Consider the following 19,774-nt stretch of genomic DNA (forward strand, 5'->3'; position numbering starts at 1 on the left):
ACATGGCCGATGTTGTTGAGAGTGGTGGCTTCGCCGGCTCGGTCGCCGACTTCCCGCCGGATGGGCAGGGCTTGGTGGTAGTGGTCGAGGGCCTGCTGTCGATCCCCCAAGGCGTTGTGCACGCTGCCGATGTTGTTGAGGGTGGCGGCTTCGCCAGTTCGGTCACCGACCTCCCGATGGACGGGCAGGGCTTGGTGGTAGTGGTCGAGGGCCCGCCGCCGATCACCCAACCTGTCGTACACATGGCCGATGTTGGCGAGGGTGCCGGCTTCGTTGCCCCGGTCGCCGGCGTGTTGGAACATGGTCAGGGCCTGCTGAAAGTCCTCCAGTGCCGGCCGGGGCCGACCGGTTGACGACCGCGCCCAGCCACGTTGGTAGAGGGCGCTGGCATCCGGGCCGAGGGTCAGGGTCGCGGTGGCCGTGACCTCGACCGCCGCGAACCGCGAGGTACGCAACCACACCCAACACACCCGGGCACCAGCATGCCGGGCGATCAGCGGCTGCCGACCGGCGATGGCAAGCCGATGCACCTCGACCCATCGGGCGACGTTCCTCGGGTCAGCGGCCATCGGGACCGGCGGGGTTGAGGACCCAGAGTTGGTAGAGGGACTGGGCGGCGGCGGCGCATGCCTCGATGTACTCGTCGTCGGTGATCAGAGGGCGAACGAGGGGGTGCAGGACGTTGGAGACGTAGTAGCGGGGCTGGCGGGTCTCGGGGTCGATGCCCTCTTCGAGCAGGCCGAGTTGGACGGCCCGCTGGATGTGCCGATCGGCGTCGGCGTGTTGGTGCATTGCGTGGACGGTGGCGGCGGGTACGGGTAGTTCGACGACGTTGATCCTGGCGAGCATGCGGCGGAGTTCGAGGGGCTGGGAGTCGAGCAGGTTGTCGGCCAGCACCGTCTCGCGGCGGAACCTGTCGGTCTCGTTCTCGATGGCGGTGAGCAGGCCATCGATGTCGAGGGCGGGATCGTTGACGATCCGGTTGAGCCAGTCGAGCAGGCGGGGATTGCCCGCTGCGGCCTGGATCGCCCGGTCCCGGATGGCCGGGTCGATGGCGGATTCGGGGCGCAGGTTGACCAGGTTGGCGATTTTCTTGGTCTGCTCGACGGGGCTGAGGGTCTCCAGAGCCGCGACGGCGACGGTGGTGCCGGCCGGGGTGGGGAAGCGGTAGCGGCTGGTGATGATCACGCGGCTCGGACTGCCGGTGTCGCGGATCGCACCGAGTAGGGCGGGCAGGATCTCGGCCATCGCCGGGGCGAGCACGCGGCTGCCGTCGTCGCGGATGTCGAGGTTGCCGGTCTCGAAGTCGTCGAACACGAACAGGCAGGGTGTTCTGCCGAGGAGCCCGTCGGCGTCGAGCAGGTAGCGCAGCCGGGTCGGGAGCGAAATCTGCTCGTTGTCCAGAAGCCTGCCGGCCTCCTCGGACTGCTCCCCGCTGTCGAAGCGGATCTTGGTGGTCAACTCACGGAACTTGATGGCGTCGACCTGGCCGTACCAGACGACATGCTGGTGGATGGGCATGCGTTCCAGGAGCCGGGAGGCGAGGCTGCTCTTGCCGAGCCCACCCATGCCGGCCAGCAGCAGGCCCTGCGCCGCGCCGGCAGTGTCGGCGGGTTGCCGGAGGGCACGCAGACAGCGCTGGATGATCCGCCGTCGGCCGACGAACTCGGCGCGGGACGCGACCCGGGACAGTTGGGTCTGCGGGTCCAGGAACTGCTGGTCGGCGGCGCGCACCTGCGACTGTCTGCGGCCCCGGGTGTGCAGCGGCGTGACCAGGGGCTTCAGCGGGGACCGGTCGGCATAGACCCGGAGCAGATGCCAGCAGTTGCTCTTCCTGTCGTGGAACAGGTGACGGCGAGCCTCGATGACGGCCTGGTCCAACGACCCGCCGTCGGCCAGCGCCTGGTAGAGAGCTGCGGCGAAATCGGTGGCGGAGACGTCTCCCACCGGTAGCGCCCAGCCCAGCACCGCAGGGGCGCCGGCGTCGACCAGGCTCTCGCTCATCGAGGGGAAAACCCCACCCCCGGGGGCGTCAGCGGTCAGGCAGCCGGAAACGAACACCAGTCGCGGCCAGTGTCCCTGCATCGCCTGGGCGATCTGGTCGGCCGTCGCCGTGGCGCGCCCGCCGAACTCGCCCTCCACCACGAAGACCGGCTCCCCGCCGTCGGTGGTGGCGTGCCCGCTCAGATGCAGCACATCGAAATGGTCGGGCCCGTAGGCGCGGCTCAGGAACCGGAGCCCGTCCAGGGTGCCGCTCTCCTCGACCACCAGATCGGTGCCGGTCCGTCGGGTCGCGGCGAGGATCGCCGCCTCCTCGGCCTCGAAGTTGAGCACCGGCTCGACGCCTTCGGGCGAGGCTGCCATGAACAACACCCGCAACGGCCGGTTCTTCGGCGTGACCGGGCTGGTCAGTGCCGCGTGGGTGCCAACCGCACGAACCGGCAACAGCGGTGCCCGCCCTGCCACGGTCAGGAACGTGCCCTCCCGGGCAAGCAGTTCCCAAGGCAGGTGCCGCAACCGCTCCTCGGCGGCGATCCGCAACACCGCCCCGGCAGGATGGGCCAGCATCGGGGTCAGCCACCGCTGATCGCCGTCGAGGAACTCCGCCAGCCTCGCCCCCAGATCAGCCAGCCGGACCGCGCCGTACACCTTCTGTGCGTTGGCGTCACTGCTGTAGTCACGCTGTACCAGCGTGATCAGCTCATCGACCGCGGCCCGGTCCAGGTTGCGGGTCTGGGGTGCCGCGCCGTCGGCGGACAGCCGCAGCTCGTAGTAGTTCGAGGTCTGCGCGAAGACCTCCAGTTCGAAGGTGCCCATCTGCCCATCCCGTCGTGGCGGTCAGTTCAGTGCGGCTCGGTGCCTTCCTGCCGCATGGCGATCTCCAGCCGAGCCTGGCTGCCCTCGGCCAGCTCGATCCGGGTGCCGTCCGGCAGCAGCACGGTCACCGCAACGCCTTCCCGGCGGCGGGCGCTCCACCACTCGGCGATCGTCTTGGCCACCTCGACCCCGGAGAACACCAGCCCGATGACCGCGATCACCATCTCGGCCGACCGCTGCACCTGCACTGGCGACACGCTGTCGTCCGGCCCCATCGCCCCGATCAGCGTGGACCGCAGCTCCGCCGCCCAGCGCGCGGCCTGCGCCCCGGACACCTCCACTGTGGCGTTCCCCATCTCCCGCACCCTCCCCTGATGCGCCTGGTCAAGCCGGCCCAGGACCGCTGATCCCTGGCCCAGGCCGGGCGATCAACGGGTGGACCTTGGCGGCCACTGTACGTTTATTCGCGTCCTGTGGCCGCTCGGTAAACCCGGCTGACGGGTTTCCGACTCGCTGACCAAGTCCCGGCCATCGTGGGAAGAACAATGACGACCCATGCAACCGCGGTACACCGCTGGTGTGCCACGGTCCGGTCCGTGGACACGCCGAACAGGCAACCGGGAGCAGCGGGAAGGAAGAGCGAGGTGGTTCGGCATGGAGGATCGAGAACCGTCACCATTGCGTTCCGTCACCCACGCTGCGGCGACCGCCGTCGCCCGACATGTGGAGGTGCATCGGCTTGCTGTCGCCGGTCAGCAGCCGCTGATCGCCCGGCATGTCGGTGACCGGGTGTGTTGGGTGTGGTTGCGTACCTCGCGGTTCGCGGCGGTCGAGGCCATGGCCACCGCGACCCTGACCCTCGGCCCGGATGCCGGCGCCCTTTACCAACGTGGCTGGGCGCGGTCGTCGACCGGTCGGCCCCGGCCGGCACTGGAGGACTTTCAGCAGGCCCTGACCATGTACCAGCAGGCCGGCGAGCGGGCCAACGAAGCCGCAACCCTGAACAACGTCGGCAGCGTGTACGACCGGTTAGGGGATCGGCAGCGGGCTCTGGACCACTACCACCAGGCCCTGCCCATCCGGCGGGAAGTCGGCGACCGAGCCGGCGAAGCCACCACCCTCAACAACATCGGCCACGTGTACGACAAGTCAGGGCATCGGCAGCGGGCCCTCGACCACTACCACCAGGCCCTGCCCATCCAGCGGGAAGTCGGCGACCGAGCCGGCGAAGCCGCCACCCTCAACAACATCGGTAGCGTGTACGACGGGTGGGGGGATCGGCGGCGGGCTCTGGACCACTTTCACGAGGCCCTGCCCATCCGGCGGGAGGTCGGTGATCGGGCCGGCGAAGCCACCACCCTCAACAACATCGGCAGCGTGTACAACGCCTTGGAGGATCGGCGGCGGGCCCTGGACCACTTTCACGAGGCCCTGCCCATCCGGCGGGAGGTCGGTGATCGGGCCGGCGAAGCCACCACCCTCAACAACATCGGCGGCGTGTACAACGCCTTGGGGGATCGGCAGCGGGCCCTCGATCACTACCACCAGGCCCTGCCCATCCGGCGGGAGGTCGGTGATCGGGCCGGCGAAGCCACCACCCTCAACAACATCGGCAGCGTGTACGACGGGTGGGGGGATCGGCGGCGGGCCCTCGACCACTTCCACCAAGCCCTGCCCATCCGGCAGGAGGTCGGCGACCGGGCCGGCGAAGCCGTAACCCGCTACAACATGGCGTTGGTCCACCGGGCAAATGGTGACCTGGACCAGGCGATCCGGGAGCTCGAACACGTGGTCGACCTCGATCGACAGGTCGACCACCCCGACCTCGAAGCCGACACCGCCGTCCTCGAACAACTCCGCCGACAACGCGCGCAGGACGGCGAGACCGAACTGCCCTCGGGATCGTGATGATGGCGCGCAGGCGTTGGTAGTCGTTACCAGGAGGCTCGGGCGGAGAAGGCGATGCTCGCGAGCAGGAAGCCGCCGTTGACGATGGTGAAGGCGACCATCACCCAGAGGACCAGCGCGGGGGCCACGGCGAGCACCACGGCGGCCACGAAGATCACCGCGCCGTAGTCGCGGACCAGCTTCACCAGGCGCACCGGCAGCGAGGTCGAGGTGACCATGCTGGCCGCGTTCGGGCCGGCCTGCATCACGGACGTCACCAGGTTGACCATCCAGGTGCCCGCGAAGGTCGCCACGAGCCAGGTCGGCGTGGCCGGCTCCTGCGCCACGGCGGTGGCGGCCAGCGCTGCCACCAGGGCGATCTGCGCGGCCACGTCGCAGAGCACGTCGACGCGCGCGCCGGCCGCGCTGCCCTGGCCGGTCACCCGGGCCAGTTGCCCGTCCGCGCAGTCCAGGGAGTACGCCACCTGCCAGCCGATGAGGGCGAGCAGGCCGACCACCCAGGCCGGTACGTCCCCGGCGGCGACCGGGCCGGCGAGCGCCACGACGGTGACCGAGGTGGCCAGTCCGAGCACCAGGTTGGTGATTGTCAACGCTGTCGGGCGCAGCCCGAGCCGCTGGGCGACGAGCGCGAAGACGGCCCCCAGCCACTGGCTGATCGACTCGCTGAACAGGCCGCCGCCCCGGTTCACCCGGTGGAAGTCGGCGACGGTGGGACGGGGGTCAGCCAAGCTGGTCGCGGATTGCACCGGCGTAGTCTGCCAGCCGCTCCCGGGTCTCGGTAGGCGACAGTGCCAGGTGTTCGAGGATGGTGTACCGGTCCGGCCGGGTACGCGGCGCGAACTGCACCGCCTCGATGAACTGGTCGTCGGTCAGCGCCACCTCGGCGGGGAGCCGGGGCAGGCCGTGCCGGGCGAGGCAGGCCGACATCTCCCCGAAGCGGCGGAGATCGCCGCGCAGCCAGGTGCAGAACAGCGCTCCGAGCCCGGCCAGCTCGCCGTGCGAGGCGGTTCCCGGAAAGAGCGAGTCGACCGCGTGCATGATCTCGTGGCAGCCGCCGCTGCACGGGCGGCTGGTGCCGTCGACAGCCATCGCCAGACCGCTGGAGATCAACGCCTCGGCGAGGACGATCACGAAGGCGTCGTCGCTCATGTCGCCGGGGTGGTTGAGCACCGCCTCGGCGCCCGCCCGCGAGAGCGAGGCGGCCAGCCCGTCGACCGGCTCACCGCGTACCTGCCGGGACAGCTCCCAGTCGGCCAGCGCGCTGATGTTGCTGATCACGTCGCCGATGCCGGCCCGGTTGTGCCGGTCCGGGCCGCTCTCCACGAAGTCCAGGTCGACGATCACCCCGATCGGGATGTGTACGCCGTAGGAGCCCTTGATCCCGTCGGTGATCAGGCTGGCCACCGGGGAGGCGATCCCGTCGTTGGCGAGGCTGGTCGCCACCGACACCATCGGCAGCCCTCGGCGGGTCGCCGCGTACTTGGCCACGTCGATGGTCTTGCCGCCACCGATGCCGACCACCGCGTCGTAGGACCGGGCGCGGAGTTTGCCGCCCAGGTCGTCGGCGGCGTCCAGTGTCCCGCCGGAGACGGTGAAAACGTCCGCCGAGCGCAGCGACGGTCGGATCAGCTCCGCGATCTGGGCACCCTGACCCGGGCCGACCACCACCGCGACGTCGCCCCCGGAGGAGATCCGCCCGTCGGCCAGGATCGCGCCCAGGTCGGCGACCGCCCCGCGTCGCACGTCGATGTGCAGCGGGGTGAGGACGCTCCGAGCTAGTAGCGGCACGCGATCTCCCGCGCGCGGGCCAGGTCGGCGTGGTTGTCGACCTCGACCCACAGGACGTCACCGATCGGCGCCGCCCGCACCTCCCCGCCCCGGTCGGAGAACTCCTGGTAGCCGTCCTCGTAGTAGAGGTTCGGGTCCCGTCGCCAGGTCGCCTCCAGCGCGTCGGCGAGGGCGTCGGCGACCTGCGGTTCGATCAGTGTCGCGCCGATGTACTCCCCGTACGCCTCGCCCGGGTCCATGATCTTGGTGATCCGGGTGAGCTGGCCGGCGGCGTCGAAGGTGGTCTTCATCTCCTCCTCGGCCAGCGGCTTGAGGGTGTCCACGGCCAGCAGGATGCCCGGACCACGCTCGGCGAGCAGGGTCTTCTCCACGCTCACCGGGTGCACGGTGTCCCCGTTGACCAGCAGCACGCCGCGAGCGAAGTACTCCCGGGCCAGCCAGAGCGAGTAGGCGTTGTTCCACTCCTCGGCCTTGTCGTTGTGCACAAGGGTGAGGGTGACCCCGTACTTCTTTTCCAGCTCCGCCTGGCGGGAGACGACCGCGTCCGCCGCGTACCCGACGACGATCACGATGTCGGTGAGACCGACCTCGGCAAGGTTGCCCAGCGCGATGTCCAGGATCGTCGTCTCGCCGTCCACCGGCACCAACGCCTTGGGCAGGGTGTCGGTGTACGGGCGCAGCCGTCGTCCCGCTCCGGCCGCGAGCACCATTCCGATCATCGCGACATCCTCCCTAGTCCTGCTCCGGTCACCGGTGGAGGATAGCGCCGGCCGGGTGCGCCGCTCCGGCCAACCGGGTCAGCCGGGCAAGGCCGCCAGGTCGGCGAGCATGGTCAGGCGCTCCTCCGCGCTGAGCGCGGCGTACGGGGCGGCGGCCCGCCGGTCGGTCTCCAGTTCGATGGCGAGTCGCTCGGGACCGGCCGGCAGGGCGGCGATGCTCGACGCGGTGTGTCCGGCGGCGGTCCAGGCGGCGGCGTGCGCGTCGGCCCGATGGTGTCGCAGCGTGCCCAGCCGGTTGAGCAGCAGCACGCCCGACGGTGCGCCGTCCGGCTCGTACGGGGGTGCCAGTGCGGTGAAGGCCGAGGAGGCGACCGGGTTCGTCTCCTCGTCGGCCAGCACGAGTGCGTACGACAGCAGTCGGCCGAGCATGGACACCAGCCGGGCCACCCGGTCGTCGTGGCCGGCCCACAACTCCTCGGTGACCTCGGCGTGCACCTGGTACAGCTCGGCGAGGAACGCCGCGCCCCGCTCGGTGGCGGACAGGGAGCCGTCCGGGCCGCGGTAGATCATCCCGTGGGCCACCTGCTTGTCCACGCTCCGCCGGCAGGCGACCGGGTCCTGGTAGCGGGTGATGGCCGCGAACCCCTGCCCGTCGACGGTGCCACCGGGTGCGGCCAGCCGGGTGCGCAGGTCGACCAGGAAGCCGGTGGCGGTGATGCCGCCGTAGCGCTGGGACAACTCGGCGCCACCGCCGTCCCGGCCGGCCAGGATGCCGGCGCGGAAGGTGCGGTCCACGGCCGGTGCGAGCAGCCCGGCGATCCGGTGGGGCGCCAGGTCGATGGCGTTCACAGACCGATCGACCGCAGGACGGCGAAGCCCTCCTCCGCGATCCGCCGGATCAGCCCGTCGTTGACGTCGCGGTGCTCGTCGAGCACCGTCACCTCGTGCTCGGCCAGCCAGCGGTACTCGGTGTGCTTGCCGGCCTCCAGCATCGGGCGGTCGAGGTCACCGTCGACGCGGACCAGGAAGTCGTACTCGGTCCGGGCCAGGCCGTCGTCGCCGACGTAGCTGTACTCGCCCACCTGGCCCAGGACGTGTGAGAGGACCCAGCCGGTCTCCTCGGTGATCTCCCGGCGCAACGCCTCGTCGATGTCCTCACCGGGCTCCACGTGGCCGCCGACGATGTCCCAACAGTTGGGAAACAGGCGTCGGTGTGGTGAGCGGCGCTGAAAGAAGATGCGGCCGTCATGGTCGACGATCAGCGCGCCGGCGCAGCGCAGGGGCTCGGTGGACACCATCCGACAGTAGCCAGCGTCCGCAGCTTGTGCGATGCCGCTCTTGTCCCGGAAACATCCACCGACCACCATGTCCGTACCGAATGCCACCGTCCCAAAGGGGTGATGTGTGATGCAGGTACGGGATGCGATGTCCAGCCAGGTCCTCGTCGTCGGTCCGGAGCACACGCTCCGCCAGGCGGCCCGGATGATGTCGGCCCGCGGTGTCGGGTCGGCGGTCGTGATCGACCCGGATTCCGAGGGCGTGGGGATCATGACCGAACGTGACGTGTTGAAGGCCATTGGTGCCGGTCTGGACTGCGACGTGGAACGCACCGGCGCGCACCTGACCTGGGACGTGGTCTACGCGGGGCCGGAGTGGACGGTGGCCGAGGCCGCCGCCGCGATGGCCCGGGGCGGATTCCGGCACCTGGTGGTGCTGGACGGCCGGGAGGTGGCCGGCGTGATCTCCGTGCGGGACATCATGCGGGTCTGGTCGGAGAGCCAGGCGGTCGCCACCACCTGACCGGGGGTGGTGTGCGGGGCCGGATCGATGGGTAGACATCCCTTGCGGGCGCGGAGATGCCGTGGCCCGTGGGGGAGGTCCCGATGCGTGACGCGGAGCGGCTGGTCGAGCAGCAGTACGCAATGCTCCTGCGTCGGGACGTGGCCCGGCTGCCGGATCTCTACGCCCCCGAGGCGTTCTACGCCATGCCGGGCGTGACGGTCCGTCCGATCGAGCTGCCTGCCCTGCTGCGCACCTGGACCGGCGCCTTCCCGGATCTGCGAGTCGACCCGATGGGCGCGGTCCGCACCGGCGGGGGCGCCGCTGTCGAGCTGCGGCTGACCGGCACCCACACCGGCACCCTGCATTCGCCGTACGGCACCGTCGCGCCGACCGGCCGGCTGGTGAGCTGGGAGGTGGCCGACGTGGTCCGGGCCCGTAAGGGTCGGATCACCGCCTGGCGCTCCTACTTCGACTGGAGTCAGCTCCTCGACGCGCTCGGGGTGCAGCTGGAGGGACTTTCCCGGGGTGCGCAGCACGACGCGCTCGCCCTTCCGGTCTGATCTGCCGCCGACCGGTGGAGTGCCGTCACCCGACCCGGTGGCTCAGGATGCGGACATCGCCGTGCCGACCGCGTGTCCCCCGCCGTCGCCCGTACGCTCAATATCCATGACCGCCGAGCAGTTGATCTCCTTTGCCCGTGGGGCTCCCTCCCTGGACATCGTCGATGTCGAGGGGCTCAAGGCCGCCGCCGTCCGCGCCTTCGACGCCGACCCCGCGGGGGTGACGGCGTACGGCACCTCCGTCGGGTACCTTCCGCTGCGGAAGTGGATCGCCGAGAAGCACGGGGTCGAGGCCGACCAGGTGCTGGTCACCAACGGGTCGCTTCAGGCCGACGCGTTCCTCTTCGACCACCTGGTCCGCCCGGGCGACGCGGTGGTGGTGGAGCGCCCGACGTACGACCGGACGCTGCTCAACCTCCAGCGGATGGGCAGTGAGCTGCACAGCGTCGCCGTCCAACCGGACGGGCTGGACACTGCCGAGCTGCGCAAGCTGCTGGAGTCCGGGGTCCGCCCCCGGCTCGCGCACGTCATCCCGAACTACCAGAACCCGGCCGGCATGACGCTGTCCCTGGAGAAGCGCCGGGAGCTGCTCGACCTGGCCGCCGAGTACGAGTTCACGATCTTCGAGGACGACCCGTACGCGGACGTCCGCTTCCGTGGCGAGGCGCTGCCGTCGATGCTCTCGCTGGACACCCGCAACGTGGTGGTGCACGCGTCGAGCTTCACCAAGACGGTGTGCCCGGGTGTGCGGGTCGGTTACCTGGTCGGCCCGGCCGACCTGATCGCCTCCATCGCGAAGAACGCGACGAGCCTCTACATCTCCCCCGGGATGGTGTCCCAGGCGATCGTGCACCAGTTCTGCGTCTCCGGTGACATCGACCGCTCGATCGAGACGGTTCGGGCGGCGCTCGGCGAGCGGGCCCAGGTGCTCGCCGAGTCGTTGCGCCGGCACCTGCCGCAGGCGCGGTTCGTGGAGCCCGACGGCGGCTACTTCCTCTGGGTGGAGTTCCCGGAGGACGTGCTGGTCGACCGGCTCGCCCCGGCGGCGGCCGAGCGCGGGGTCGCCGTGGTCAAGGGCAGTGACTTCGTGCTGGACGGCGGGCGGCACGCTCTCCGGCTGGCCTTCTCGGCAGTGACCGCCGATCGGATCGACGAGGGCGTCCGGCGGCTCGCCTCGGCCGTCGAGGCCGTCCGCAGCTGACTCAACTGTCGGGTTCCTGACAGAACGACGATGCCGGCCGTCCCGGGGCTCCCCTCCGGGCGGCCGGCTGGCCCACAATGCTGCGAGCGTCACCCCGCGAGTTGCGGTGTTCACCGCCGGCCTCCGGGCTCGGTCCCGCTGGGTCGACGCGGCAGCACAACCTCCCGCCCCCACAGGTGCCGGGTGGGCCGTGTCGTCCCCCGCACACCCCCCGATGCGGCCCGGCCCGCCCGGCGCCGCCCCCACGCGACCGCCGTCACACCGGTCTTCGACCGCGACCGCCGTCACACCGGTCTTCGACCGCGATCGGCGTAGCCTGCAAGCCGCTGACTGAGCGCGGGAGGTGACGCGATGACGGATCGGACAGAGCGGGACCGGACGGCAGCGTCGACCACCGGTCGGGTGCTGCGACCTCGGGCGTGGCCCTCCCCGGTCCGGGCGATGACCCGGATCCTCAACGCCGACGGCTCGCCGCCCGCGCCGGCCCCGACGGGTACGGGCACCGGCCGCAGCGCTGTGGTCGACTGCGCGCTCTACGTCGACGGCAAGCGGCAGCCCGGCGACTGGACCTACGCGGAGGCGTTGGCCGCTGCCCGCCGCGAGGAGCACGGCTTCGTCTGGATCGGTCTGCACCAGCCGGAGCTGGCCGAGATGACCGCCATCGCGGAGACCTACGGCCTGCACGAACTGGCGGTCGAGGACGCGGTCAAGGCCGAGCAGCGCCCCAAGCTGGAGCGGTTCGGCGACGTCGTCTTCCTGGTGCTGCGCACCGCCCGCTACTGCGAGCACACCGAGCTGACCGAGAACTCCGAGGTGGTGGAGACCGGGCAGGTGATGCTCTTCATCGGCCCGAACTTCGTGATCAGCGTCCGGCACGGCGACGCCTGCCGGCTCGCCCCGATCCGCGCCGACCTGGAGACCAAGCAGGAGTTGCTGCTGCACGGCCCGTGGGCGGTGGCGTACGGGGTGACCGACCGGGTGGTCGACCTCTATCTGGAGGTGGCCGAGCAGATCGAGGACGACCTGGACGTGCTGGAGGCGGAGGTCTTCGACCGGCAGGGCCACGGGCGGATCCAGCGGATCTACCAGATGAAGCGGGAGCTGGTCGAGTTCAAGCGGGCGGTGGTGCCGTTGCAACGGCCGCTGATGACGCTGACCTCCCAGGTCAACCGGGACGTGCCGAAGGAGATCCGCAAGTACTTCCGGGACGTGCAGGACCACCTGAGCCGCACCGTCGAGCAGGTGAACTCCTACGACGACCTGCTGAACTCGATCCTCCAGGCGCGGCTGGCCCAGGTCACCGTCGACCAGAACAACGACATGCGCAAGATCGCCGCGTGGGCGGCCATCGCCGCGGTCTGGACCTCCATCGCCGGCGTCGAGGGCATGAACTTCGACAACATGCCCGAGCTGAAGATGACGTACGGCTATCCGGTGGCGCTCGCCCTCATGCTCGGCGTCTCACTGGCCCTCTACCGCTGGTTCCGCCGCAACGGCTGGCTCTGAACCGGCGACAGCGCCGCGCACGCGGAAGCGCCGACGAGTGGGTGACCACTCGCCGGCGCTCCGATGCGCTGCTGTTGAGCTCAGCGGCGGCCGTTGGTGCGGGCCGTGTCCTTGCCCAGCGCCTTGGTGAGGTCGTCGGTCGGCCGACCGGAGACGTCGGTGGCGCCCTCGGCGACCGACGGGACCTTGTCGGTCGGGCGGACACCGGTCTGCTTGGCCGGGGCGGTGGTGCTGGCGCTGGAGCCGCCGGCCACCGCCGAGCTGCCCGCGCCGGTCATCCCCGCCGCGCCGGACATGGCGGACCCGTCTGAGCCCCGGGCGGCGGACGGCGTACGCACCTCGATCGAGTCGACCTCGTCGCGCATGGGCTCCAGGGTGCTGCGGGTCGGGTCGTACTCGGCCCACTCCTGCTGCTCCCGACGGCGACGCAGCGCGACCGCGCCGGCCAGGCCGGCGATGGCACCCGCCGCCAACAGGCCGGTCATCATCGAGCCGCGACGACGCGGCTGCTTCTTCTTACCGGTGATCCGCATGGTCTTCGACTTGGCCTTCCTGGTCAGCGGCCCTGCCTGCGCGGCGCCGTCACGAGCAGCCGCCGCCAGCGGTGCCAGCGTGGTGAGAGTCGTCCCCCAGCCGGTCGACGCGCGGTCGCGTACCTTCGCGGCGGTCGGTGCGACGTAACCTCGGGCCACCTGGACCCGCGGGCCGACGGTCGCGCCAGCGCCCTTCGCGGCGTGGTTGGCTGCCAGCATCAGGTGGCTGATGCTCTGGTTCAGCTCGGCCTTCGCCAACTGCCCCTGGGACTTACGCCGCCCGAATCCAAACACGGTCCTACCTCCTGGGAGTTGTTCCTTCGTCATCCTCCACCTTCGGATGCCTCCGCGATGCCAGATCGGGCACATGGGAGGATCCGCATGGAACTGACCAACGAGTGAGGAGTACCCGTGGCCGAGGCTGTCTACGCCACCCTGCACACCAACGCTGGCCCGATCCGGCTGGAGCTCTTCCCCAACCACGCGCCGAAGACCGTCCGCAACTTCGTCGACCTGGCCGAGGGCAACCGTGAGTACACCGACCCGCGCACCGGTCAGCCGGGCAGTGGTCCGTACTACGACGGCACCATCTCGCACCGGGTGATCAGCGGTTTCATGGTCCAGATGGGCGACCCGACCGGCACCGGCCGGGGCGGCCCGGGCTACAAGTTCGCCGACGAGTTCCACCCGGAGCTGCGGTTCGACCGTCCGTACCTGCTGGCGATGGCGAACGCCGGACCGGGCACCAACGGTTCGCAGTTCTTCATCACGGTGTCCCCGACGCCGCACCTCAACAACCGACACACGATCTTCGGCCAGGTCGCCGACGAGCAGTCGGTGAAGATCGTGGATTCGATCGCGAACACCCCGACCGGTCCGAGCGACCGTCCGCTCCAGGACGTCGTCATCGAGCGGGTCGAGATCGAGCGGTCCGCTTCCTGAGCGACCGGCGAGGTACCTTTGCTCGCATGATTGAGCGCTCCGGAGCACGGCCGGTGCCGGTGGACCGTGCGGTGGCGGACGGAGGGTCGGCCCGGTGAGCGAATCTCCACCGACCACCCCGGTCTGCTACCGGCACCCCGGCCGGGAGACCTACGTCCGGTGCGCCCGCTGCGACCGGCCGATCTGTCCGGACTGCATGCGAGAGGCGTCCGTCGGGCACCAGTGCCCGGAGTGCGTCGACGAGGGACGTCGCAGTGTCCGGCCGGCGCGTACCGCCTTCGGCGGCGGTACGGCCGGCCGGCACGGCTATGTCACCAAGGCGCTGATCGCCGTGAACGTGCTGTTCCTGCTGGCCTCCATCGCCTCCGCCCGGGGCGGGGACGCGGCGGTCGGCGGTTCCGGCTTCGGCGGCCTGATGGGTGGCAGCACGCCGCTGACCGAGTGGGGTGCGGTGCTCGGCCGGGCCTACCTCTCCGACTACACGCTGGGCGGGATCGCCGAGGGCCAGTGGTACCGGCTGGTCACGGCGATGTTCCTGCACTATGGCGTACTTCACCTGCTGCTCAACATGTGGGCGCTGTGGGTGCTCGGCCGGTCGTTGGAGGCCAACCTCGGGCGGGTGCGGTTCGCCGCGCTCTACCTGATCGCGGGCCTCGGCGGCAACGTGGCCGCCTACCTGTTCAGCAGCCCACGGGCGGCCACCGTCGGCGCGTCGACGGCCGTGTTCGGTCTCTTCGCCGCGCTGATCATCATCGAGCGCAGGTTGGGCCGGGACATCTCCCGGATCATCCCGATCCTGGTGATCAACCTGGTGTTCACGCTGGCTGTGCCGGGCATCTCGATCCCCGGGCACCTGGGCGGCCTGGTGGTCGGCGCGCTGATGGCGTTGGTGCTCGCGTACGCGCCACGTGGTCGGCGCACGCTGGTGCAGGTCACCGGTGGGGCGCTGATCCTGCTGATCCTGCTCGCGCTGGTGCTCTTCCGGACCGCCGCACTGCTCACCTGACAGACCGCCGCACTGCTCACCTGGCAGGGCGGGCGGCGCGCAGTGCGGCGGCCACCTCTTCCGGGGTGGCCCCCAGGTCGTACCGGCCGAACAGATGCAGCGAGTTGCCCGCGTCGATCTCCAGGGTTTCGCTGGTGAGCCCGAGGCGGGGCCGCCGGTCGACGGCGATCGCCTCGACCGTCGACCAGGGCAGCAGCCGCCGGCCGGCGTAGCCGTGGATGACGGTGAGCCCGGCCGGGTCCACCGCCAACCGGACCGGCGCGACCAGGTCACGTACCGCCCAGCCGGCCAGCGCGGCGGCGGCCAGGACGGCCAGTGCCAGCCGGACCGGGTCGCCGTCGGCGAAGAGCAGACCGAGCGCGATGAGCAGAACCGCACCGGCCAGTTTCGCCGCCGGCAGGCTCGCCGGCACTCGCCACTGCCGGGCCGGGGAGGTCTCAGTCACCCGCCCAGCATGCCAGCGGTAAGCCGAATCGCCGCCCCCGCGCGGGTCGACCATGCAGTTGTGGTGCCCCCAAATATGGTGCGAAGCGGGAGCTTCTGCCCACCACAAGTCCATGATCGACGCCGGAGGGTCGATGGACGACGTAGGATCGGGGCAGCCCAAGTTACCGGGGAGTAAACATGAGTGACGCGGTCATCGTCGGCGCGGTTCGTACCCCGGTCGGACGGCGCAAGGGCAGCCTCGCCGGCGTCCACCCGGTCGACCTCTCGGCGCACGTGCTGCGCGCCCTCGCCGAGCGCACCGGGCTCGACCCGGCCCAGGTCGACGATGTCTTCTGGGGCTGCGTGTCCCAGGTCGGCGAGCAGTCGTGGAACATCGCCCGCAACGGCGTGCTCGCCGCCGGCTGGCCCGAGACGGTCCCCGGCACGACGCTCGACCGGCAGTGCGGCTCCAGCCAGCAGGCCCTGCACTTCGCCGCCGCGACGGTGCTCTCCGGTCAGGCCGACCTGGTGGTCGCCGGCGGCGTCGAGTCGATGACCCGGGTGCCGATGGGCTCCAGTGTTGCCGGCGGCATGCCGTTCAGCGACCAGCTGCGCGCCCGTTACCGGGGCGTCGAGGGCTTCGCCGACGACGCGCCGCTGCCGTTCAACCAGGGGGTCGGGGCCGAGCTGATCGCCCAACGGTGGCGTCTCTCGCGTACCCAGCTGGACGAGTTCGCGCTGGCCAGCCACGAGAAGGCGGCAGCCGCGCAGGACGCCGGCGCGTTCGACCCGGAGCTGACCCCGGTGCCGCTCGCCGACGGCGGCAAGTTCGCCGCCGACGAGGGCATCCGCCGGGAGACCTCCCTGGAAAAGCTGGGTGAGCTCGCCACCCCGTTCCGCGCCGACGGCGTGGTGACCGCCGGTTCCGCGTCCCAGATCTCCGACGGCGCCGCGGCCCTCGCGGTGACCACCTCCGACTGGGCCAGCCGACACGGCCTGCGCCCGTTGGCCCGGATCCACACCGCAGTGGTCGCCGCCGACGACCCGGTCACCATGCTCACCGCACCCATCCCGGCCACCGCGAAGGCGCTGCGCCGCGCGGGGCTGGGCATCGAGGAGATCGGGGTGTACGAGGTGAACGAGGCGTTCGCCCCGGTGCCGCTGGCCTGGCTGGCGGAGACCGAGGCGGACCCGGAGCGGCTCAACCCGCGTGGCGGGGCGATCGCCCTCGGCCACCCGCTCGGCGGCTCCGGTGCCCGGATCATGACGACCATGCTCCAGCACATGCGGGACAACGGCATCCGCTACGGCCTTCAGACCATGTGCGAGGGCGGCGGCATGGCCAACGCCACAATCGTCGAGCTGGTCTGAGGGCACCGCCACACACCGGTCACTCCCGCCGGGATGCTGGTGGGGGCGCGAGCCGGCCGTTGGGCATGTGCACGACCCGGAGGAACGCGGGCAGTCGCCACGGCCTCGGCCCACCGATGACGACGTCGCGCCGCAGCACCGCCTGCGCGATGCTGATCCGGCCGAACATCATCAGGTTGAACCGGGCGGGGCGGAACGTCACGCTCGCGTCGAACGGGGCGTCGGGAGCCGCGATCCACACCCGGCGGTCGCCCAGGGTCAGCGTCGTCGTTGTTACGTACCGTGAGCGGAACTGCACCGACACATCGTGCCGGGGCGTCGGCAGTTCGGTGTTGAGCAGCACCCCGTACGTGTCGCGCAGCATGTCGAACATGAACAGGTCCCAGTAGAGCGCGGCGTGCTCGTCCGGCATCGGCCACGCCCGGCGGAGCGCCCGGGCGATGTCCCAGCCGTGCACCAGCAGCTCGTTGGTCAGATGGGCGAACAGGCCGCCGACCGTCACCCGCGCGTTGCCCAACCAACTCACCGTCGATCGCGGATCGGCCGACGTCGCCAGGAGGCGGTCGACCATGGTGTTCAGCTGCGTCAGCAGCACCTGCGGGTCGCGTTCGGTGAAGTGGGCGAGCACGTGGGCATTGACGTCGGCCACCGTGTCCACGTTCGTGGTGGCGAGCAGGTCCTCCAGCCCCGGCACCCGGATGGGGACCTCGGTGCCCTCCAGTCTCGACACGTACAACATCGCGATCGACACCACGTGGGCCAGCGTGTCGGCCACTGTCCAGTCGGCGGTCGCCATGACGACGGGCGAGGGCGCGGCGGTCACCAGGTCGGTGAACCGGTCGGTTGCCGTTCGCAGTGCCGTGTTGGCCACACTCCACCGGTTCGGGTCTGCCGCGCCAGTCATCCGAACAGCATCGGGGACCCGACGTGCCGGAGCATCTTCGAACGTGCCGTCTTCGCCGCGGGCGGCAGGTCCGGACCGGCGTCAGTGGTTGTAGAACATGGTGGGGAACCAGCCGAAGCCGAAGATCGAGGGCACCCGGACGTCCCAGTACACGACTGTGAAGACCCCGAGGGCGATGAGCAGGGCGCCGCTGAGCACCATGCTGCGCCGCACGTCGGCGGCGAGCCAGCCGATGAACCGGCCGCGGGTGAGCATGATCAGCAGTGCGAACAGCGCGGTGACCACCACGATGTTGCCGAGGGACTGCAGAACGAACGCGGCCGAACCGTACAGCGGGTTGCCGCTGTCGACCGCCCAGTGGAACAACTTGTTGAACAGCGGGTACGGCCGGCCGATGAGGAAGCCGCCGATGAGCGCGCCGAGAGTGATCACCCGCGCGACCGGTCGGTCGTCGAACACGTCCCGCACCGTCCCGATCGCGGCCAGCCCGAGGTAGATGAGGGCCAGTCCGATGACACCGAACACCACTGACGACTGGATGATGCGTACCGGCACTCCACCGGCGGTCTCGGTGGACAACTGGGGGAGCCGGTCGCCCAGGAGGACTCCGACGAACCCGTACACCGCAGCGACGGCGACCATGCCCAGGGTGAGGTAGCCGACCGGCCGCAACAGCAGCCGGAGTCGGTCGCCGTTGCCACCGCTTGCCGCGCCGAGCGGCCCGATGGACGCGAGCATCGCGATGTTGCACGCGGTGAAGGTGCCAGCGAGGCCCGACACGAATGCGAACACCAGGCCGGCGGCGGTACCGGAGATCGCCGTCGCCTTCGCGTCGTGACCGAGGAGCCCGCTGGCGACGCTGTCACCGATGACCGAGTCGACGAACTCGTAGGACCAGAGCACGGCCAGCAGGACTCCGGCCGCCACGCTCACCGCGATGATGACGCCGTTGCGGTGTGGACGCTCGGCGACGAGGGGTCCCGCGAAGTCTCGGGTGCCTGTGGTCGGCGTTTCCGTCATAGCTCTACTCCCCGGGCCGATTCGCACGTGACTATGCGCAGCGATGATGTCGCTCAGGGTGGTCCCGTCGCATCTCGCAGAGTGCGCAATCGGCCTTCGGTGGGACGCCGCGACGTGCCGGCCGGAAAAGCGGTCCCCAAACGTCGGTAAGACGGCCTAGGGTGCCCAGCGTGACGACGATCGCCGGTGAGCGTGCCCCCGACTGGTCCAGCGAGCAGTGGCAGGTGCGGGCCCGGTCCTGGGTCGACGCGCAGCTCAGCCGGGCCGGCCGACGGGTGACCGGGCCGGTGGAGCCGAGGCTGCGGCCCTGGTCGCTGGTGTGGCGGGTGCCCACCGATGACGGCCCGGTCTGGTTCAAAGCCAACAACCCGGGCACCGTGCACGAGGCGGTCCTGATCGCGGCGCTCGCCGCGTTGACGCCCGACCGGGTGCTCACGCCGATCGCGGTGGACCCGGCGCAGGGCTGGTCGCTGCTACCCGACGGCGGCGAGTCGTTGCGCGACGTGCTGGCGCGCGACCCCGACCTGGCGCACTGGGAGCGGGCGCTGCCCGGGTACGCGGCGCTGCAACTGGCGAGCGCGTCGCGCGCCGACGAGCTGGTCGCCTCCGGCGTGCCGGATCAGCGTCCGGAGGTGCTGGCCGGTCTCTTCGCCGAGCTGCTCGACGATCACGAGGCGCTGCTGCTCGGTGCCGAGGGTGGGCTCCGTCCGGAGGTGCACGAGCGGTTGCGGGCTGAGCTGCCGGCGTACGCGCAGCGGTGCCGCCGGCTCGCCGACCTCGGCATCCCGGCGACCGTGCAACACGACGACCTGCACGACGGCAACGTCTTCGCCGGCGCGGCCGGGTACCGGTACTTCGACTGGGGCGACGCCTCCGTGGCGCACCCGTTCGGCACGCTGCTGGTGACCCTGCGCACCGTCGGGCACGCCGGGAAGCTTGCCCCCGACGACGCCCAACTGGTGCGGTTGCGCGACGCGTACCTGGAGGTGTGGACCGACCGGTACGACCGGCGGACCCTCGTGGAGGCCGCCGACCTCGCTGTCGGCCTGGGTCCGGTGAGCCGGTCGCTGTCCTGGCGTCGGGCGCTGGACACCGCCGAGGAGTCCCGCGCCGAGTACGCCGACGCGGTCCCGGGGTGGCTGGAGGAGCTGTTCGCCGCCAGTCCACTTCAGCCGAACTCCTGACCATGATCCGTCCGAGTCGGAAGTCGGACAGGCAGTGCGACAGGCGGCGTGGAACTTCCAAAAATTCCGGGTGACCCACGTCACCCTGCTGGGGACGTCGTTGGGCA

At 70.7% G+C, this 19,774-nt stretch carries 21 protein-coding genes; 9 read left to right on the forward strand and 12 right to left on the reverse strand.

Annotation, left to right across the window (positions count from 1 at the left end):
* The 3 genes from ACGF3C_RS05165 to ACGF3C_RS05175 all read right to left on the reverse strand — a co-directional run.
* Positions 1–461: tetratricopeptide repeat protein (locus ACGF3C_RS05165; protein ID WP_393218882.1), on the reverse strand; the 461-nt coding region annotated here is incomplete at its 3' end.
* 97 nt (positions 462–558) lie between these two features.
* Positions 559–2,817, reverse strand: coding sequence for a CHAT domain-containing protein (locus ACGF3C_RS05170; RefSeq protein ID WP_357226137.1), 2,259 nt, complete (start codon positions 2,815–2,817; stop codon positions 559–561).
* Between the two features lie 26 nt (positions 2,818–2,843).
* Entirely contained in the window at positions 2,844–3,173 is a 330-nt protein-coding gene (locus ACGF3C_RS05175) for a hypothetical protein (RefSeq protein WP_357226140.1), read from the reverse strand.
* 298 nt (positions 3,174–3,471) lie between these two features.
* On the opposite strand from ACGF3C_RS05175, the gene ACGF3C_RS05180 reads away from it, so the two are divergent.
* Complete coding sequence (locus ACGF3C_RS05180) at positions 3,472–4,725, forward strand: tetratricopeptide repeat protein (RefSeq protein ID WP_357226143.1); 1,254 nt, start codon at positions 3,472–3,474, stop codon at positions 4,723–4,725.
* A gap of 26 nt (positions 4,726–4,751) precedes the next feature.
* Here ACGF3C_RS05180 and ACGF3C_RS05185 read toward each other — a convergent pair whose 3' ends face one another.
* From ACGF3C_RS05185 to ACGF3C_RS05205, 5 genes are all read right to left on the reverse strand, one after another.
* Positions 4,752–5,471: a CDP-alcohol phosphatidyltransferase family protein gene (locus ACGF3C_RS05185; protein ID WP_357226148.1), complete on the reverse strand. Its 720-nt coding sequence runs from the start codon at positions 5,469–5,471 to the stop codon at positions 4,752–4,754.
* Entirely contained in the window at positions 5,446–6,513 is a 1,068-nt protein-coding gene (locus ACGF3C_RS05190; RefSeq protein WP_179781433.1) for an iron-containing alcohol dehydrogenase family protein, read from the reverse strand. Before ACGF3C_RS05190 ends, ACGF3C_RS05185 begins: the two co-directional genes overlap by 26 nt.
* Positions 6,501–7,232 carry a phosphocholine cytidylyltransferase family protein gene (locus ACGF3C_RS05195; protein ID WP_355004454.1) on the reverse strand — a complete coding sequence of 244 codons (732 nt, stop codon included), beginning with the start codon at positions 7,230–7,232 and terminating at the stop codon, positions 6,501–6,503. Before ACGF3C_RS05195 ends, ACGF3C_RS05190 begins: the two co-directional genes overlap by 13 nt.
* Before the next feature lie 78 nt (positions 7,233–7,310).
* Entirely contained in the window at positions 7,311–8,081 is a 771-nt protein-coding gene (locus tag ACGF3C_RS05200) for a hypothetical protein (RefSeq protein WP_357223369.1), read from the reverse strand.
* Entirely contained in the window at positions 8,078–8,530 is a 453-nt protein-coding gene (locus tag ACGF3C_RS05205; protein ID WP_181518408.1) for an NUDIX domain-containing protein, read from the reverse strand. The genes ACGF3C_RS05200 and ACGF3C_RS05205 overlap by 4 nt, the downstream gene beginning before the upstream one ends.
* A gap of 109 nt (positions 8,531–8,639) precedes the next feature.
* Here ACGF3C_RS05205 and ACGF3C_RS05210 point away from each other — a divergent pair, with 109 nt between their 5' ends.
* The 4 genes from ACGF3C_RS05210 to corA all read left to right on the forward strand — a co-directional run bounded on the left by ACGF3C_RS05210 (position 8,640) and on the right by corA (position 12,281).
* Positions 8,640–9,032 carry a cyclic nucleotide-binding/CBS domain-containing protein gene (locus tag ACGF3C_RS05210; RefSeq protein WP_030487774.1) on the forward strand — a complete coding sequence of 131 codons (393 nt, stop codon included), beginning with the start codon at positions 8,640–8,642 and terminating at the stop codon, positions 9,030–9,032.
* 83 nt (positions 9,033–9,115) lie between these two features.
* Entirely contained in the window at positions 9,116–9,574 is a 459-nt protein-coding gene (locus tag ACGF3C_RS05215) for an ester cyclase (RefSeq protein WP_357223364.1), read from the forward strand.
* A gap of 106 nt (positions 9,575–9,680) precedes the next feature.
* The gene (locus tag ACGF3C_RS05220; protein ID WP_357193690.1) at positions 9,681–10,775 is read left to right on the forward strand and encodes a PLP-dependent aminotransferase family protein; all 1,095 of its coding nucleotides are present in this window, start codon (positions 9,681–9,683) and stop codon (positions 10,773–10,775) included.
* Between the two features lie 351 nt (positions 10,776–11,126).
* On the forward strand, positions 11,127–12,281 hold the full coding sequence (gene corA, locus ACGF3C_RS05225) for a magnesium/cobalt transporter CorA (protein WP_357223362.1): 1,155 nt from the start codon (positions 11,127–11,129) through the stop codon (positions 12,279–12,281).
* Positions 12,282–12,361: 80 nt separating this feature from the next.
* Here corA and ACGF3C_RS05230 read toward each other — a convergent pair whose 3' ends face one another.
* Positions 12,362–13,141 (reverse strand): hypothetical protein, encoded by a 780-nt coding sequence (locus ACGF3C_RS05230; RefSeq protein ID WP_112583840.1) that lies wholly within the window; start codon positions 13,139–13,141, stop codon positions 12,362–12,364.
* 84 nt (positions 13,142–13,225) lie between these two features.
* Here ACGF3C_RS05230 and ACGF3C_RS05235 point away from each other — a divergent pair, with 84 nt between their 5' ends.
* Both ACGF3C_RS05235 and ACGF3C_RS05240 read left to right on the forward strand, forming a co-directional pair.
* The gene (locus ACGF3C_RS05235; protein WP_357223359.1) at positions 13,226–13,756 is read left to right on the forward strand and encodes a peptidylprolyl isomerase; all 531 of its coding nucleotides are present in this window, start codon (positions 13,226–13,228) and stop codon (positions 13,754–13,756) included.
* A gap of 94 nt (positions 13,757–13,850) precedes the next feature.
* A complete protein-coding gene (locus tag ACGF3C_RS05240; protein ID WP_357223356.1) occupies positions 13,851–14,762 on the forward strand; it encodes a rhomboid family intramembrane serine protease in 912 nt (303 codons plus the stop codon).
* A gap of 16 nt (positions 14,763–14,778) precedes the next feature.
* Here the strand turns inward: ACGF3C_RS05240 and ACGF3C_RS05245 are convergent, their stop codons facing one another.
* Positions 14,779–15,261: a PH domain-containing protein gene (locus ACGF3C_RS05245; protein WP_393218896.1), complete on the reverse strand. Its 483-nt coding sequence runs from the start codon at positions 15,259–15,261 to the stop codon at positions 14,779–14,781.
* Positions 15,262–15,386: 125 nt separating this feature from the next.
* Here ACGF3C_RS05245 and ACGF3C_RS05250 point away from each other — a divergent pair, with 125 nt between their 5' ends.
* Complete coding sequence (locus ACGF3C_RS05250) at positions 15,387–16,559, forward strand: acetyl-CoA C-acyltransferase (RefSeq protein ID WP_357223351.1); 1,173 nt, start codon at positions 15,387–15,389, stop codon at positions 16,557–16,559.
* A gap of 19 nt (positions 16,560–16,578) precedes the next feature.
* Here ACGF3C_RS05250 and ACGF3C_RS05255 read toward each other — a convergent pair whose 3' ends face one another.
* Together ACGF3C_RS05255 and ACGF3C_RS05260 are read right to left on the reverse strand one after the other, a co-directional pair.
* The gene (locus tag ACGF3C_RS05255; protein ID WP_393218900.1) at positions 16,579–17,463 is read right to left on the reverse strand and encodes a maleylpyruvate isomerase N-terminal domain-containing protein; all 885 of its coding nucleotides are present in this window, start codon (positions 17,461–17,463) and stop codon (positions 16,579–16,581) included.
* Positions 17,464–17,544: 81 nt separating this feature from the next.
* A complete protein-coding gene (locus ACGF3C_RS05260; protein ID WP_357223346.1) occupies positions 17,545–18,483 on the reverse strand; it encodes a hypothetical protein in 939 nt (312 codons plus the stop codon).
* A 170-nt stretch (positions 18,484–18,653) separates the two neighbouring features.
* On the opposite strand from ACGF3C_RS05260, the gene ACGF3C_RS05265 reads away from it, so the two are divergent.
* Positions 18,654–19,667 carry an aminoglycoside phosphotransferase family protein gene (locus ACGF3C_RS05265; protein ID WP_393218904.1) on the forward strand — a complete coding sequence of 338 codons (1,014 nt, stop codon included), beginning with the start codon at positions 18,654–18,656 and terminating at the stop codon, positions 19,665–19,667.
* Positions 19,668–19,774 lie beyond the last annotated feature (107 nt).

The sequence above is a fragment of the Micromonospora sp. NPDC047762 genome (genome assembly GCF_043204655.1).
Classification (GTDB): Bacteria; Actinomycetota; Actinomycetes; order Mycobacteriales; family Micromonosporaceae; genus Micromonospora.